General features: G+C 45.4%; 15 protein-coding genes. 6 read left to right on the top strand and 9 right to left on the bottom strand.

Features of this window, described 5'->3' with window-relative positions:
* Positions 1–10: 10 nt before the first annotated feature.
* Positions 11–1,165 (bottom strand): cystathionine gamma-synthase, encoded by a 1,155-nt coding sequence (metB, locus tag D1Z90_RS04755; protein WP_119909603.1) that lies wholly within the window; start codon positions 1,163–1,165, stop codon positions 11–13.
* 249 nt (positions 1,166–1,414) lie between these two features.
* Between metB and metJ the strand changes: the two genes are divergently transcribed.
* Positions 1,415–1,738, top strand: coding sequence for a met regulon transcriptional regulator MetJ (gene metJ / locus D1Z90_RS04750; protein ID WP_119909602.1), 324 nt, complete (start codon positions 1,415–1,417; stop codon positions 1,736–1,738).
* Positions 1,739–1,859: 121 nt separating this feature from the next.
* Positions 1,860–2,252 (top strand): hypothetical protein, encoded by a 393-nt coding sequence (locus D1Z90_RS04745; RefSeq protein WP_119909601.1) that lies wholly within the window; start codon positions 1,860–1,862, stop codon positions 2,250–2,252.
* 200 nt (positions 2,253–2,452) lie between these two features.
* Here D1Z90_RS04745 and D1Z90_RS04740 read toward each other — a convergent pair whose 3' ends face one another.
* Positions 2,453–2,665: a hypothetical protein gene (locus D1Z90_RS04740; protein ID WP_119909600.1), complete on the bottom strand. Its 213-nt coding sequence runs from the start codon at positions 2,663–2,665 to the stop codon at positions 2,453–2,455.
* A gap of 46 nt (positions 2,666–2,711) precedes the next feature.
* Positions 2,712–2,927, bottom strand: coding sequence for a hypothetical protein (locus D1Z90_RS04735; protein WP_119909599.1), 216 nt, complete (start codon positions 2,925–2,927; stop codon positions 2,712–2,714).
* A 573-nt stretch (positions 2,928–3,500) separates the two neighbouring features.
* On the opposite strand from D1Z90_RS04735, the gene D1Z90_RS04730 reads away from it, so the two are divergent.
* A complete protein-coding gene (locus D1Z90_RS04730) occupies positions 3,501–5,336 on the top strand; it encodes a methyl-accepting chemotaxis protein (protein ID WP_158587056.1) in 1,836 nt (611 codons plus the stop codon).
* Positions 5,337–5,418: 82 nt separating this feature from the next.
* On the opposite strand, the gene D1Z90_RS04725 is transcribed toward D1Z90_RS04730, so the two are convergent.
* Complete coding sequence (locus D1Z90_RS04725) at positions 5,419–6,381, bottom strand: KpsF/GutQ family sugar-phosphate isomerase (protein ID WP_119909597.1); 963 nt, start codon at positions 6,379–6,381, stop codon at positions 5,419–5,421.
* A gap of 272 nt (positions 6,382–6,653) precedes the next feature.
* Here D1Z90_RS04725 and D1Z90_RS04720 point away from each other — a divergent pair, with 272 nt between their 5' ends.
* Entirely contained in the window at positions 6,654–7,442 is a 789-nt protein-coding gene (locus tag D1Z90_RS04720) for a hypothetical protein (RefSeq protein ID WP_119909596.1), read from the top strand.
* 35 nt (positions 7,443–7,477) lie between these two features.
* On the opposite strand, the gene D1Z90_RS04715 is transcribed toward D1Z90_RS04720, so the two are convergent.
* The 5 genes from D1Z90_RS04715 to D1Z90_RS04695 all read right to left on the bottom strand — a co-directional run bounded on the left by D1Z90_RS04715 (position 7,478) and on the right by D1Z90_RS04695 (position 12,939).
* Entirely contained in the window at positions 7,478–9,436 is a 1,959-nt protein-coding gene (locus D1Z90_RS04715; RefSeq protein WP_158587055.1) for a transglutaminase TgpA family protein, read from the bottom strand.
* Positions 9,426–10,415, bottom strand: coding sequence for a DUF58 domain-containing protein (locus D1Z90_RS04710; protein WP_147378730.1), 990 nt, complete (start codon positions 10,413–10,415; stop codon positions 9,426–9,428). Before D1Z90_RS04710 ends, D1Z90_RS04715 begins: the two co-directional genes overlap by 11 nt.
* Positions 10,408–11,310: an AAA family ATPase gene (locus D1Z90_RS04705; RefSeq protein WP_119909593.1), complete on the bottom strand. Its 903-nt coding sequence runs from the start codon at positions 11,308–11,310 to the stop codon at positions 10,408–10,410. The genes D1Z90_RS04710 and D1Z90_RS04705 overlap by 8 nt, the downstream gene beginning before the upstream one ends.
* Positions 11,311–11,406: 96 nt before the next feature.
* Positions 11,407–12,030, bottom strand: a complete 624-nt coding sequence (gene rhtB, locus D1Z90_RS04700; RefSeq protein WP_119909592.1) for a homoserine/homoserine lactone efflux protein — start codon at positions 12,028–12,030, stop codon at positions 11,407–11,409.
* A 27-nt stretch (positions 12,031–12,057) separates the two neighbouring features.
* A complete protein-coding gene (locus D1Z90_RS04695; protein ID WP_119909591.1) occupies positions 12,058–12,939 on the bottom strand; it encodes a DMT family transporter in 882 nt (293 codons plus the stop codon).
* A gap of 108 nt (positions 12,940–13,047) precedes the next feature.
* Between D1Z90_RS04695 and D1Z90_RS04690 the strand changes: the two genes are divergently transcribed.
* Both D1Z90_RS04690 and D1Z90_RS04685 read left to right on the top strand, forming a co-directional pair.
* Positions 13,048–14,040, top strand: a complete 993-nt coding sequence (locus D1Z90_RS04690) for an alpha/beta fold hydrolase (RefSeq protein ID WP_119909590.1) — start codon at positions 13,048–13,050, stop codon at positions 14,038–14,040.
* A gap of 136 nt (positions 14,041–14,176) precedes the next feature.
* Positions 14,177–15,718: a COG3650 family protein gene (locus D1Z90_RS04685; RefSeq protein WP_119909589.1), complete on the top strand. Its 1,542-nt coding sequence runs from the start codon at positions 14,177–14,179 to the stop codon at positions 15,716–15,718.
* Positions 15,719–15,840 lie beyond the last annotated feature (122 nt).

The following is a 15,840-nucleotide window of genomic DNA, read 5'->3' as shown; positions in this document are numbered from 1 at the left end:
TTTGTCTCTCCTAGAGAATCGCTTCAAAGGCTTGCGCTAAGTCAGCAATTAAATCGTCAGCGTCTTCTAAGCCCACAGATAAACGAATAAGCGTATTGTAAATGCCCGCTTCTTGTTGGGCTTCATCACTCATGGCGCGATGTGTCATTGACGCAGGATGCGCCACTAAGCTTTCAACCCCACCGAGGGATTCGGCCAATGAAAACAGCTGCAGCGCTGCAAAAAATTGAGTGAGACCGGCTTCGTCAGTATCAAGGTCAAAGCTAAACATGGAGCCAAAGTCTTTTTGCTGACGCTTAGCAATCTCGTGCCCAGGGTGGTCTGGTAAGCTTGGGTGATAAATCGTGCTTACTTTTGGCTGCGTTTTTAGAAACTCAATAATGGCATTGGCGTTTTCTTGGTGATTACGAATACGGGCGTTTAAGGTGCGAATGCCACGCAGGGTAAGGTATGAGTCAAATGCAGAGCCCGTAAGGCCCAAGCAATTGGCCCACCACGCTAAGTCTTCACCTAAAGTTTCGTCTTTAGTCACCACCGCGCCCGCGACGACGTCTGAGTGGCCATTAATGTACTTGGTGGTGGAATGAATAACGATATCAGCGCCTAAGTCCAAGGGTTGCTGCAGTGCAGGTGACAAGAAGGTGTTGTCGACCACCACGAGAGCACCCACGGCTTTGGCCTGCTGGCAAATTTTCTCGATATCAACAACCCGGAGCAAGGGGTTGCTCGGCGTTTCTAGCCAGACTATCTTTGGTTTTTTGGCAATCGCTTGCGCCATTAATTCATCGTCGCCTTGGTCAATGAACAATACATCAAAGGCATTTTTCTTGGCGCAACAGTCAAATAAACGGTAGCTACCGCCATAACAATCGTGCGGCGCAACCAGTAAGTCACCTGGGCTCAAAAGTGCCGTAATAAGGTTTACCGCAGCCATGCCTGAGCAAGTGATAATGCCCGTAGTGCCATTTTCTAGCTTGGCAATGGCGTCACCTAAAATAGCCCGCGTAGGGTTGCCAGAGCGGCTATAATCGAAGCCACGAATTTTGTTATAACCTTCAAAGCTGTAATTGGTGCTTAAATAAATAGGCGGAACCACAGCGCCATGCTGCGTGTCTGATTCAATACCCGTGCGAACGGCTTGGGTGGCTTGCTTGTATTTCGCCATTACTTAACTACTCCAAAAACTCTTCAAATAGGGGCAACTCTATGCCAGCAGGGTTAAGACGTCAACACTTCTAGACGTCTAAACGTCTTTAATCTTCATTTTACTTCTAAGCCGCGTATTTTACCTGAGCCACGCCTTGATACCAATGGCAAGATTAGTGCTCACAGACGTCTATGCTTCTTTACCGATAGATTGCCAGCAGAAAATTGAGCGGGTAGAATAAGCCTGATTTTTAAAAGGGTTTAGAATATGTCTACACAGTGGAATGGCGAATACTTAAGTCCGTATGCAGAACACGGCAAAAAAAATGAACAAGTAAAAAAGATAACCGTATCCATTCCTCTAAAGGTATTAAAAATCCTCACGGATGAGCGTACTCGTAGACAAGTAAATAACTTACGCCATGCCACTAACAGTGAGTTACTGTGCGAAGCCTTTTTACACGCTTACACGGGTCAACCTCTGCCTGAAGACGAAGACTTACGCAAAGACCAAGCAGATGGCTTGCCCGAGAAAGTAAAACAAATCATGCTTGAAAAAGGTATTTCTTTGGATGAATACGAAACCGAATAAACGTTTTTCTACTTGGCTGACACTTGGTTTTGTTAGCTAACTCGCCTTTTTAGCAAGATCATTTTTTTCTCCCTCTAGAGCCTGCTAGATTAGCCAAGTATTCGTTCACTTGGAGAATCTAGTGCGTATCTCTTCTATTTTAATTATTTCCAGTTTATGCCTTTCTGGCACAACCATGGCTAGCGACTCATGCAATGAAGCAGCCATCAAAGCGGTTGCTAAAACAGATGCCACCCAAGGCTTACCTCGATTTGAAAACCTCGATACGGCAACCATGACTTGCGACGCCGTTGATGAACAGCAAGCAAAAGATTGGTATAGCTTTAGTTTTGATCTTACTTATAGCGAAGTTTGTCACGGTGAAGAAGGTTATAAATTAGGTAAAGCGGGTCAACCCGGCAACCCTATTTGCAAAACCTACGTTAACGCCGGTTACTACCAGCATCGCCACATTCAAGGCTTAGAAGTATATAAACGTGAGCTTGCCGCTCAAGCTAAAGAAGAGTCAAAATAACAACTTAGCAAGCTTCTAGCGCTAGGCTGATAGTTACTCACCTGTATTTTGAAGTAAGCTGATTTTTTCATTGAGAAATGGATGGAAGGGTTAGCTCATCACGAACTAATAGCTTGAAAAGGCATTGACTCTCTTGTTAACAAAATAGCCCGTGATGACGGGCTATTTTATTATTGATGCTGATCCATTTATGCAGCATCTTAATTAAAGTTGTAGCTGGTAATTAAGCGACCGGTTTGCCCTACCGAGCTAAACGACACCATGCCTTTAGTTGCTTCGTCATAGGCAGCCGGTACTACGTCAGCCGTGGTTTCTACCTTATTTACTACTTGCGCTTGGTAGTCCATGTCCATTGCCATGGCGCTGCTAGAAAGGGCGACAAAAATAGCTGCTAGTTTCATTACGTTTTTCATAATCTTGTCCTCTTGGGTTTGGAATATATTGGTTGCCTTATGGCACTTACTTATTTTCAATCACTTGCTTTATCAGCGACAAACTCACTTGAGGTGACAAAGCGATTTTGCCTGCTGTGTTACGTACTTCGCTTTCATATGCCACAACGTCAATCGAGATTTGTCTTTTACTCACGGCTTGAGGCTGAAAGTCTGCGTCCATCGCATGCGCACTCGGAGCCAAAATGGCAAATAGACAGCTGAGTTTTAAAAGTTGATTCATACCTTGGCTCCGTTTGAGTGTTACTGCGTGTTTCGATGTGATAATAATACCCCGGCCAAGGAGGTAGGTTTAATTAGAAACCATTCGAATATCGAATACAAAGAACAGGTAGCTGAGTAATGATGATGTGTACGCCATGGTTCATGACGGCAGTTAAGGCCTGCTAATTTATGTAATGGCATCCGTTTCAGAATGAAAGTTGTACTGGCTATTAGGAACTGAAGTACAAGAGATGTAACCTAAAGAAATGTACATTCAATCGAATAAATAGGCCAAATAAATCAGATTAAATCGATAAAATGACGGTAAAATTGAAAGATAGATTTAAGAAATATAGATAGAAAATACATTGGTATTTATTTTTCTCTAAAAAGCTCAAACCCTGAAAACAAAATCACAAAAAATAACCCTTTATATCAACGAGTGTCTAGAATAATAAGAGCTAAGTCGAACTTTGGACAATTACAAATCATCAGCTTATCAAAATGCTGGTGAATGCGTCTTTATTCACACTTTAGTTTCAAATTTGTAACTAGTATTCGCCTCATAGATGATAAAAAAGGATGTAGGTTTATGTATATCAAACACAAACTGATAGCGAGTATTGCCATCACTTTGGTTGGTTTAGTTGCGCTAGCTATTATGATTGCGGTAGAAACAAATCAGCTAGAGGATATCTCTCATACCGCGCTTGAAGCTGAGCAGTTGCAAACCAACATGCTTAAGTTACGCCGCAGTGAAAAAGATTTTCTCAGTCGTAATGACCTCAAATATAAAGCGCGATTTTTAGAAGATTACGCCACCACAGAGCAAAGCATTAACTACCTGATTCAGTATTACAATGACCATAATCTTGACGCGACGGGCATAAACAATACGCTTACCGCGATGCGCTCTTACAAAGAACAGTTTGTCGCGCTCACCGAGCTAAAAGAAGAATTGGGCTTGACGCCGAAAACTGGCCTTTATGGTTCTTTGAGAAAAGCCGCCCATGGCGCAGAGCAGTCATTTAAAGATACCAGTGACTACAAAGCGCTGGCTGATTACTTGATGTTACGCCGGTTTGAAAAAGATTTTATGCTCAGGCAAGACATCAAATATGTGGGCCGTTTCAACAAATTGATTGATACCATGATTGCCGGGGCAAATGGCGCCACGAAGCAAAACCTGACGGTTTATAAGAAAGACTTCAATGCTTTTGTAACAGGCATTGAAAAAATGGGGCTGACCGCTTACGACGGCTTGATTGGCAAACTCCGCGCCACGATTCATCAAGCTGATGAGTCTTTAGAGCACCTTGAATCTGAAGTGGGCGCTTACATAGTCTCTGAAACGGCTAGCACTAAAACCCAAGCTTATATTATTGTCTTGGTCATCAGTTTTATTATTGTAGCGCTCAACATCTACCTATCAAACAGCATCATAAAGCCTCTTATGCGACTGGACAGCGCGATTCGAGAAATCAATCAAACCAAAGACCTATCCAAGCGTGCCAATATTACCAGTAAAGACGAGATTGGCTCAGTGGCCAACAACTTCGACAATATGCTGACCAGTTTCCAGCACTTAATTCAAGAAGTGAATGGCGCGGTGGATACCTTATCCAGCGCTGCTGAGCAGCTTTCTCATAACGCCAATGAAACCCAAAGCGGGATAGACAACCAGCTGCAAGAAACGGAAATGGTTGCTACTGCAGTCACCGAAATGGGATCAACCATTGAAGAGATTGCCAGCAATACTGAAGCGGCAGCCAGCAAAGCGGAAGTGACGAATACCAACGCCATTGACGGTCGTGAAAGCGTTGAGCAAACCTTAAGTAAAATTAATACCTTGGCAGATAAACTTACCGATTCTGCCGCAGCGGTATCCGATTTAGAGGATGAAAGCCAAACCATAGGCCAAGTACTCGATGTCATCAAAGGGATTGCCGAGCAAACCAACTTATTAGCGCTTAATGCGGCCATAGAAGCGGCTCGCGCCGGTGAGCAAGGACGAGGTTTTGCCGTGGTTGCCGATGAAGTGCGAAACCTCGCGATGCGCACTCAAGAGTCGACCCAAGAAATCACCAAGATCATCGATTCACTGCAAGGGCGTACAGCGACCATCGTTGATCTCATTAATATTTGTCACAACCAAGGTAAAGAAAGTAGTGAGCAAGCGCAACAAGCGGGTGCCTTGCTTGAACAAATTACCAGTGATGTCACCAATATTTCAGACACCAGCATACAGGTAGCGGCGGCGATTGAAGAGCAAAGTAGCGTAGCTAACGAAGTAAACCGCAATATTGTCAACATTCGTGATATTGCCGAGACCTCAAACCAAGCGGCGCAACATACTTCTCAAGCCAGTGATGAAATCTTGCATCAAGCGCAAAACTTAAGTCACTCAGTGCAACAATTTAAAGTTTAAACCAAGGTTCTGAAATAAAGCTGCAACATAAAAAAACCAAGGCCTTGGCCTTGGTTTTTTTATGCAAATATGGCCTGCTCGTTCACTGGCTCCATTCCAAAATGCCCACCAGAGCTTGTTGAGCGTCAGTTACTACTAACCATTTAATATGCTTTTGCCGCATCAAGTCTTCTGCTTCGGCGAGCATCGCCTCTTGATCAATGCGACAAGGTGATACTGTCATCATATCACGCGCTTTACCTTGGTTGATATCTTGACCCGCTAGCAGATAACGACGCACGTCACCGTCAGTAATGACGCCTTGTAACACCCCTTGATCCAATACTAGCGCTAACCCAGTACGGGTTTCTGTCATTACCATCAAAGCTTGTGTTACTGGCGTATCCAACGCTACTTCAGGTAACTGCTCACTGCGCATAACATCTTTCACACGAGTAAGTAATCGCTTACCTAAGCTGCCTCCGGGGTGGTAACGCGCAAAGTCCATTGGACTAAATTCGGTTTCCAATACTAATGTTGATGCAAGTGCATCACCAATGGCTAATGCCACCGTCGTTGAAGTAGTAGGCGCTAGGTTATTAGGGCAGGTTTCTTTATCAACGCTGCCATCTAGCACAACGTCAGCATGCTTACTAAGGCTCGATGTTAGCCCCCCCGTAATAGCGATAATTTTATTACCGAAGCCTTTAATCGAAGGGATGATTTTTAAAATTTCATCGGTTTCACCGCTGTATGAAAGCAGCAGTAATATGTCATTGGCCTGCACCATACCAAGATCGCCATGAAAGGCTTCCCCTGGGTGTAAAAAGAACGAAGGGGTGCCAACAGAAGCTAAAGTTGCGGCGATTTTTTTGCCGATAAGACCTGACTTTCCCATACCACAAACGATCACACGCCCTTGGCAGTGTTTCATTAACGCGATGGCATTAACAAACTCGTCCCCAGTTCTCTGCGCACATTGTTGAAGCGCTTGCGCTTCAACCGTAAAGACTTGCTTCACCGATTGTTTAATAGCATCGGCCGTTAAAGACAATTCTGTTGGCATAACACCACCTAATGGCTAAAGATGCGTTTATTGTACTGCATGGTAAAAGATATGCAAAAACGCTCTGCTGGCCGATGTTTAGCGCTGTTTTTTAACCACAGTGGTTAAGCTTAGGTTCAGGCTGTTTGATTTATTTTAACATCAGCCGACATTGGCTATTTTCCTGCTAAATTATAATCATCAAAACTATGATCAATGCAAAATACAATGACGCCTGTTTTGGTTATAGTCACACCCGGTGGCACTTGCCATTGGGTTAATAAGGATTAAACATGGTTCAACTTTCTGCTAAACACTTTTTGTTATTATCTCCTTTGCTGTTAACTGCTTGTGGCGGCGACGATTCAGACATTAGCGAGGGTGAACCAACGCCACGCAGTGCTGAAACAGTCTTTGTTAATCTCGTGTCGGATACAACTGACGGCATGCTTAACTTTGACATTATGGAGTCAGAAGCCAGTATTAACAGTGTTACCTCGGTGGCTTTTCAAGACGTTTCTGGCCAAGAAACTATCAACTGGGATGCGACAGACCCAGGCATGGGTTATTTTGATTTTTCAGCGCAAAATGCCAACACTGGCACGACAGTTATCGAACCGACAGCAAAAGAAATCCCAGACAACACAGATTTTTACTCTATCGCGATGGGCTCTGAACAACCGATTAACGATGACTACGCGGCTCAATTTGTATTATTAGAACGAAACAGCAGTGAGCTCAGTGATGGCACTGCCGAGTTCACCATAGTGCATGCAATTGCTAACCTAAACTTCGGTATCAATGCTTATATTTGTCGTGGCACTACCGAGATCGCGGCCATTAAAAATGCTTTCTATCGTGATTACAAAATTTCTGGGGAATATATTCCGCAAGCAGAAGATCGTTTAGTGGTGAGTAAAATCAGCGCTAACGCGAACTGTATTAACAAAATAGGAGCGGCTTATGACGCTCCCCTTGATGTTCCTGCAGACACTCGTCAATTGATTTTCATTTCGGCGGATCAAAACGACGACAATCAAGTGCATATAGTGGTTGACCAAGAATACCCTAACTTGAATTAACCCGCGTCATATAAAGTAGGCTGAATACTATCAGCCTACTTTAATCTACTCAGTAGCCACTTTAGCTTCATCACTTCTTTTGCGTATTGAACTTCACTCACTTGGCCATATTTAGCCCGATTATATACCCTGCTATAATCTGTCAATGTGCTTTGCCAATGCCTTTTACTGTGGCCGATGCGTTTGCAAAAGTCACTGACAGTTTCACCCGTTTGCCGCTGTAAATCATGCCGACCCATGGCTTTTTCAAACAAATAAAATTGTTTATCAAGAGCTGAAAGTCGCGGCCTTTGCCAAGGCTTCAGGCTAAACAGCACCATTAGCGCTAACGCTGTCGCAAATAAATAGACAAATAACCAAGCTTGCTGCATAAAGTTGATTGAACCAAACCAACGGGATAATAAACGTAATTGTTTATCGCTGTTGTAGTTTAATACCCACACAGACCAAGCATAATCAAATTTAGCCATCGCTAAATAAAGCTGATTAATCATAGCGTTGTTTCGAAGGCGCAATAAGCTCATTTCACCGGCTAAAAACTCATCCGGAAGCGCTGACTCTAACCCCATATCCACACGCTCAGGTGAAACATAAGCCGTAGGGTCGAACCTTTGCCACTTTCCATCCAGCCACACTTCAGCCCAGGCGTGAGCATCGTACTGGCGCACCGTAATAAACCCCGCATTTTCATCCCATTCTCCGCCCTGATAACCGGTCACCATACGACTAGGCAACCCTAGCGAGCGCGCCATAAAAACAAAGCTGCTGGCATAATGTACGCAAAACCCTGCCTTAGAGTTGAATAAAAAATCATCTATTTGCGAAGCGCCAAGCTGAGGAGGCGACAAGGTGTAGCGATACGGTGCTTGCGTAAAGGTAGTTAATATCGCGTCTAACTGCGCACTGGCCGTTTGATGGCTTTGTTTTAGTTGCGCAGCCCATTGCCGTGCTTGCGGGTTTCCTTCAGCGGGAAGTGTAATATACTGCCGCCGCTGACTTTCATTCACATCAGTTAAGCTGGCGTCTGGGTACCAAGTCAAATCAAACATTCGCCGCTGCGCAATGATCTTTTCACTGCGTAAGCTGCCATCAAACACCGAAAAACCTTGCCCATCAGCCTGACTCAGCGTCAAACTCGGCAGCCAGGTTTGATAACTGGGCTCAAAGACGACTTGATAAGACTGCCCCTTTCCGGTTTTTGTGACTTGACTGCTGCGGGCGTTGGCTTGTTGTTTATCAGCTAAAGATTGGCTCCACGTGGTGCCATCATAATGGCTCATGGTCATCGCTCGCCAGTACCTTTGGTTAACATTGGGCGGCGTTTGCTCAAAACTGGCTCGAAATGCCAGTTCACTGGAACGACTGAGTTTTGCAATGTCCCCTAAACTGACCGAATCAGATAACCCCGTCGTCGCCCCTTTTTGTTGCGGCAGTTTCCACACTGGCGGTAAGCGCGGGAAAACAATAAACAAAACCAAACAAAGAGGCAGGCTTACTAATACCAACTTGCCCAGTATTTTTCCTTGCTGCTGCCACTGCCAACGAGGCCCATATAAAGCCAATGCAATAATAAGATGCAGCGCCATCAACACAAGTCCCCACAATGCCATGTAGACTTGAGTATGAAACACAAAAAAAGTAGCGACTAAAATGAACCCGGTGCAAATGAAAACGTTGATATCACGCTTTTGCGTTAATTCAAGAAACTTCAACGTATAACCAAGCATGATCAAATGCAGCATCACACTAAATAACCCTTGGCTTGCCACTAGTCCTAGTGTTGCCGATGCTGCTACGAGGGTAACGGTTCGGTTAAGCCATGGCGAAGGGGCCTTTAACCGCCCCAAAAATATTCCCAATCGCCAACCTAAACAAAAAAGGGTCAGCGCAAAAATCAGCGGCGTCAACTGCGAGGCAAGTGACAACATGGTGGCCAAATACGCGCAGAAAATAAGCTGCAAGTGTTGGCGCTGAAAAAAACCATTACTGCTCATGGCGTGCTCCCTGCTGAGTGGTGGTCGCGCCATACAAAGCTAACGCTTCTAAACAGGCTTGCTGATGACTCAAACCGCTGCCAGGTGGTATTTCAAGAGAGCCTAACCGCAGCCCAAACAATCCCTGCTGCTCGGTCAAGGTCAGCACTTGGTAACACAATTGACCAAGCTTAACTTCAAGGTGCCCCTGACACGCAGTTAAATCTAGCCAGACCGGGCTGCCTTTGGCTTGTTCAAAAGCTTTCGCATGCCAACCTCGGCCCTGAGCAAGTTGTTTCCATGCTACTGACTTGAGCGACTCCCCCTGCTGCCAGCTGCGCAACCCAGCAAACTCGTCAAAACCGGCTTCAGTGCCACAAAAGCCTTGCTCTTGTTTGCCAGGAAGGGGTTGTAAGGCAATGCCATTTTTAATGGCCGCCGGGTAAATCAGCGCCGACCAATCAAGGTCAACATGGCTCCATACACGAAACAAGCCTAAAGGGTAGATACTCGAAACCGTTAATCGACCAGGTTGAAACCAACCACGACTTGAAGCCGTTGCATAAACCAAACCTTGTTCGGCTTGAATAACGCTGCTGACATCACAGGAGTGTTGCTGAAATTGATACTCAATCTCGTAATGCTGACCCTGACCGGAGATTTTAAATGGAAATGCCACTAGCTCTCCCGCAAACTGCGGATGCGCAGGGCTGGCGCTTAAAGTTAAACCTGACATATTTTTATGAGTCACTAACAAAGCTGACACGAGAATACTGGCCAGTAAAAAAGCGAGAAATAAAATAAGGTTATTTTGGTAATTGGTGCCTAAAAAAAACAAGGTTACGCTGGTCGCCAGAAACATAACGCCAAAGCTCGTCGGCAAAATGAAGGTGTTTCGGCGCGATAAACGTACCTTGCTTTGCGACGGAATATGCCGGGCAAGCCAACCTTGGGTATAGTGATTCAGCCTAGTTTTAACGCCTGACATTAGGTTACGCAAGAGGATCCACCGCCGCTAATAGCGTTTGGCTCAAAGCACTTCCTTTCGCATCGCTAATGCCGCCTAACCTGTGTTCAGCCACTGCCGTAAAGACTTGCTGAACATCATCAGGCAGCAAGTAATCACGCCCTTTCATCCACGCACAAGCCTTCGCCGCTTGCAGCAATGTTTTACTGCACCGAGGTGAAAGAGCATTGGTAAACGTGGCGTTGTAACGGCTTTCTGAAACTAGGCGTAGCAGATAATTCAACACCGCTTCACTGGCGCTAACTTGTCTAACGGCTTGTTGCATTTGTAACAAATCATCCACGCTAATGACTTGCTCTGGGTGCTGCAACTGCTTACCTTGAAGCATCGCCATCTCAGCTTCCATTTCCGGAAATCCTAGCTCAATGCGCATCATAAAGCGGTCTAATTGTGACTCAGGCAAAGGGAAGGTCCCAGCTTGATCTATCGGATTTTGTGTCGCAATAACAAAAAAAGGCGTCGGTAACGAATGGGTTTCACCATCAATACTGACTTGTTGCTCTGCCATCGCCTCTAATAATGCACTTTGCGTTTTGGGGCTGGCGCGGTTTACTTCATCGGCGAGTAAAACTTGATTAAAGATTGGTCCCGGGTGAAAGCTAAATGCTTGCGCATTAGGGTCAAAAATAGACACCCCGATAATATCCGCTGGTAACATATCGCTGGTAAACTGCACCCTTTGGTAACTTAAGCCCAAGGTCGTTGCTAACCCTTGTGCCAAGGTCGTTTTACCCATGCCGGGTAAATCCTCAATCAATAAATGGCCACCCGCGAGTACACAAGCTAATGCCAATTCTATTTGTGGCTGCTTACCAATAATTACTTGATTCAATTGCTGTAAAATCGGGGAAATCTCAGCTCTCATCATGAATTCCTTTGTCAAAACTGATGAAAACGATATCAATACTCAACAAAAAAGGAACCCTTAGGTTCCTTTTTTGTGGCAAACAGCGAAAGTTCAGACTTATTTAGGAGTGGCTACCGCCAATAAAGAGCCTGCGCCAATAAACATGCCACCAAACACACGGTTTTGAAACCGCATGTGCTTTTCACTGCGAATAAAAACGGCAAGCTGCGTAGCCAGCAAGGCATAACCCAGCATGACCAACAAATCCACGCCCACCGAAGTGAGTCCTAGAATGGTAAACTGCAGCGCTTGTGGCGCTTGTGGGTTAATAAACTGCGGCAATAACGCCACTAGAAAAACAATGCTCTTAGGGTTAGTCACGTTGACTAAAACAGCTTTAGCAAACAAGGTAAACGGCGGTACTTTTGGCTCGTTGTGAGCATTAAGGTCAAATGCGCCTCGCTGCCTAAATTTCATAATGCCAAGGTAGATTAAGTAAGCCACACCGGCCCACTTTATGATACTGAAAGCCAAAGCAGACTGGGCCACGATTGCACCTAGCCCTATGCCGACTAATACAAACTGCAGCGCTAAGCCCAGCTGTAAGCCCAAGATAGAAATCAGGCTGTATTTAAAGCCATAACTCATGCCGTTAGACATAGTATTGACAGCTCCGGCCCCTGGTGAAACGCTCAACACTATGCCGGCAATCAAATATGTCAGCCATACTTCAAGTGTCATAACAACCTCTCGCTTTACTTGGCGGTATTATCGGGATTGAGTTCGTAATGAAAGCAAAATACCAATGCCAATAGCCAATGCGCCTACCAATTGATACCAAGCCAACACTTCACCGATAAATAACACCGCTAAACCAGAGCCAAAAACAGGCATTAAATGAATAAATTGCCCGGCGGTACTGGCACCAATAAACTTAACCCCCTGATTCCAGCAGAAATAGGCAACCAGAGAAGCAAAGACAGCAGTATAGCCTATCGCAAATCCATTTTGCATGCTAAACGTCCAACTTTTCTCACCCAATAAGTCAAACCAATAAATAGGCGCAAGCGTACAACTGCCTACCCCTATACTAAAGCCAAGAAAGGCTAAACCTGATAATTCTGCTGGCTTCACTTTTAAGCCAATCGAGTATACGGCCCACACCAATGCCGACAGTAATACCCAAAGATCGCCACGGTTGAAAGACAAGCTAAATAGTCGGCTTAAATCTCCTTGGCATACTAAAAAAATCACGCCACCAAAAGATGTCACAACACCAATGCCTTGCCATAGCTTGATCCTGACGCCAATCAACAAGGAACACACTATGATTAAGATAGGGATCATAGAGTTAATCAATAAGCCATTAGTGGCGGTGGTCGTTTGCAGGCCCAAATACACAAAGGTATTGAAACCGGCGACGCCAACGATAGAAAGCAAAGTAAGAGGTAATAGGTGTTGTCGGATCAACGACCGTTGCTGCCAAATGGGGCCAATGGCAAATGGCAGTATCAAGATAAACGCCAAGGTCCAGCGCCAATAAGCAAGCGCGATAGGGGGAATATCATTTGCAACATAACGGGCCAATACAAAGTTACCAGACCAAAACAGTGCCGATAACGCTGGCAGTAAATACGCAGTATTTTTCATCGCGACCCTGACCAATATTGTTAAAACTTAACCTGAACAAGTCGAAACTTAATCGGCTCTTGAGGTAAACTTAACATCAATATACTCGGATTACATCAGTAGAAGACATTGGCATTTAATAACAAGTACCACCTTACCTTAGAGCAAGAGTTACCTGACAAATTTGCTACGGTGATCCAACCGTTTTGGCGTAAACACGCTGAAATCAACCATTTTAGCGGGGTGGACGGCGTCTCCATCAGCTACGCCAGCTTATGCCAAGGCCACCCAAAAGCTTTGGTTTTAGTACCAGGGAGAATCGAAAGCTATTTGAAGTATCAAGAGCTCGCATTCGATCTCAGCCAGCAAGGCTACGACATTTTTATTATCGACCACAGAGGGCAGGGCTACTCTGGCCGTATGACGCAAGATCCACAGCACGGTTTTGTTGATTCATTTGATGACTACGTCAACGATTTCGCCCTCTGGCTGGATTTATTACCGCTGGAACAATATACGCAGCGCCACCTCATTGCCCACTCAATGGGAGCAACCATCGCGAGCTTATATCTGACGTTACATCATGACCGTTTTGACAAGGCAGCCTTGTGCAGTCCTATGTTTGATATCAATCTGGGGCCATTTCGGCCACAAATGGCGCTCTCCATTACTGCTGCCAGTATTAAATCACGCACAATGATGGGTTGGTCGACCCAATACGCGCCCGGGCAAGGGCCATATCAAAACAGGCCATTTGCCAACAATGATTTGAGCCAAAGTGAATCCCGATACCACTTTTTTCGCCAACTTTATGAAAGTCATCCTGAAATAAAAGTGGGCGGCGCCACTCACCAATGGGTAAATCAAGCAATTCAAGCCGCCGACCGGGCCATCACTCAAGCCAGTCAAATACGCACGCCTTTGCTCGTTTTACAAGCGGCCAAAGATCGGGTGGTAAACGCGCCAGGCCAAGACCAATTCTGTCGAAATCTGTTACAAGCAGGCAACCCTTGCTTTGATGAAGAGCCAATCGTAATAGGTCATGCGCAACATGAATTACTGAACGAAAGAGATAAGTATCGGGTGCCGAGCCTCAATTACATACTCGATTTCTTCCAATAAGGTAAATTTAAAATCAAAATCCAGATAAAATTTTTCCTAATTTGCACCAGCGCACAAAAATAGTGAATTAGGCCTGATTCAGGGTTTGTTACAATAAAAACAATTTTTTAGATGGATCTAGCGAAAGGGACTCACCATGAAGCAAGTACTGCTTAGCCTTATCACACTGCCATTGATTTGGTCGTGCAGCAGTCAATCACCGACGCCACCTCCAGCTACCGAGGTGAAAAGCGCGAGTGGAGAAGTCATCACGCTGACACCATTTAGCCAAGTGCTCGAAACCAACTTTCGCGGCCAACTGGTGATGGGAGACGGCGAAGCTTGGTTTACACCATGTGGTTTTGACAACGGCTTTAAACTGCAATTCGATCCTTCTTTAGAGATGATTTACAACAAGGTCTCTCCCACCGCTTATGAGCCTGCTTATGTAGAGTTTGCCGGTGAAATTGTACCCAGCACCAACCAGCAGGAAGCTACTTTAAGGGTTGACCGGGTTCACCACATGGCGCTGAGTAAAACGTCGCCGCAGTGTGAAAAAGCCGTCACAGGGTTTCACTTTAAAGCGCGCGGCGTTAACCCGTTTTGGAAAGCCTTAGTCAGTGGCCAAACCTTGACCTTCTCGACGCAGTCAAGCAGTCAAAACTACAAGGTTAACCTGTCCAAATTTGAAACCACGCAGCGCAATACCATTCGCGCCGAAAACGACAACGGTTTTATATTGACCCTTAACTTGCGTCCAGGCGATTGTTTTAGCGGCAATGGTAATGTCTATTGGGGTTATCAGGCTAAAGCCGATGCAGCTTGGGGAAAGTATCAAGGTTGTGCTGAGCCCGCTTGGCCGGAAGTAGACACGACAGTCATAGGTCACTACATGGGTACCCCGCCAGGCCACAGCCATGAAAAGTTTGAATTACATTTAAGTGACGACTATTCCGCCAGTTTGATTACTCAAAACCATCATAACGTAATCAAAGAGTCGGGCTTTTGGAAGTCGAACAACCCAACTGAAGTCTCCATTTTCTTAACCCGCTCTGGCGACGAAAGCATTGCTAAAGAAATCACCTTTAAGCGCAGAGGTTTGGCCTTATTTGCCGAGCAAATGAACAAGTCGGGGATTGTCACCAAGTTTGCCAAAGAAGAGATTCGGTTAGACAAAATGACCGCCGGCGGCGAAGAATTCTTAGTGCCATTAAAACCGCCGACTACGACGCAGCGAGCATTAACTCCTGAGGCAGTTGGCCCTACTGGTCTTGATCGCGAAATTCAAGCTGCAGTCAGCCAATATTTCCGTTATCACAGAACCAACCCAAACAATACCAAGTTCAGCGCCGTGAAGTATGATCTTAACGGTGACGGCATTGATGATGCCCTAGTACAACTGAACTGGTGTTCAAAACAAGGTTGTGTATTACTGGTGATGGAAGGTACCGGCAAAGGCTATGAATTTGTCAGTCGCACCGAAAATGTGGCCTCCCCTTTATACGTGCTGTCCACCGCAGACCATTCTTGGTTACAACTGCAAACCAAAGTCTCCAAGCAATGGAAGACGCTTTACTATAATGGTGTCAGCTACCCTGACAACACATTAAGTTTACGCCGCGAAGCTTCGGTAGATACCTCAACGGGTGTGGTACTGTTTCCACAAGGTCGACCTACGAAATGGTACGCCATCCCTTAAGTTAAATGCCTTGGCAGCAAACTATTGCTGCCAAGGTATAGTGCATTAACCCTTATCTCGCCAAAAGCCCTACTCCCATTACTGGCCTTCGCTTCGCAGCCACTATTCGAGCATTTTGCAGT

Origin of the sequence: Motilimonas pumila, from assembly GCF_003596335.1 — a bacterium.
GTDB lineage: Bacteria > Pseudomonadota > Gammaproteobacteria > Enterobacterales > CBDFNC01 > Motilimonas > Motilimonas pumila.
The sequence above is the reverse complement of the archived record's forward strand: the minus strand, read 5'-3'. Positions and strand labels throughout refer to the sequence as shown.

Bases quoted from the DNA above. Each gene is read 5' to 3' on its own strand.
- D1Z90_RS04715 (WP_158587055.1), bottom strand. From the start codon at position 9,436: ATGAGCAGTAATGGTTTTTTTCAGCGCCAACACTTGCAGCTTATTTTC.
- D1Z90_RS04740 (WP_119909600.1), bottom strand. From the start codon at position 2,665: ATGAAAAACGTAATGAAACTAGCAGCTATTTTTGTCGCCCTTTCTAGC.
- D1Z90_RS04705 (WP_119909593.1), bottom strand. From the start codon at position 11,310: ATGATGAGAGCTGAGATTTCCCCGATTTTACAGCAATTGAATCAAGTA.
- D1Z90_RS04725 (WP_119909597.1), bottom strand. From the start codon at position 6,381: ATGCCAACAGAATTGTCTTTAACGGCCGATGCTATTAAACAATCGGTG.
- rhtB (WP_119909592.1), bottom strand. From the start codon at position 12,030: ATGACACTTGAAGTATGGCTGACATATTTGATTGCCGGCATAGTGTTG.
- D1Z90_RS04685 (WP_119909589.1), top strand. From the start codon at position 14,177: ATGAAGCAAGTACTGCTTAGCCTTATCACACTGCCATTGATTTGGTCG.
- D1Z90_RS04695 (WP_119909591.1), bottom strand. From the start codon at position 12,939: ATGAAAAATACTGCGTATTTACTGCCAGCGTTATCGGCACTGTTTTGG.
- D1Z90_RS04720 (WP_119909596.1), top strand. From the start codon at position 6,654: ATGGTTCAACTTTCTGCTAAACACTTTTTGTTATTATCTCCTTTGCTG.
- D1Z90_RS04735 (WP_119909599.1), bottom strand. From the start codon at position 2,927: ATGAATCAACTTTTAAAACTCAGCTGTCTATTTGCCATTTTGGCTCCG.
- metJ (WP_119909602.1), top strand. From the start codon at position 1,415: ATGTCTACACAGTGGAATGGCGAATACTTAAGTCCGTATGCAGAACAC.
- metB (WP_119909603.1), bottom strand. From the start codon at position 1,165: ATGGCGAAATACAAGCAAGCCACCCAAGCCGTTCGCACGGGTATTGAA.
- D1Z90_RS04730 (WP_158587056.1), top strand. From the start codon at position 3,501: ATGTATATCAAACACAAACTGATAGCGAGTATTGCCATCACTTTGGTT.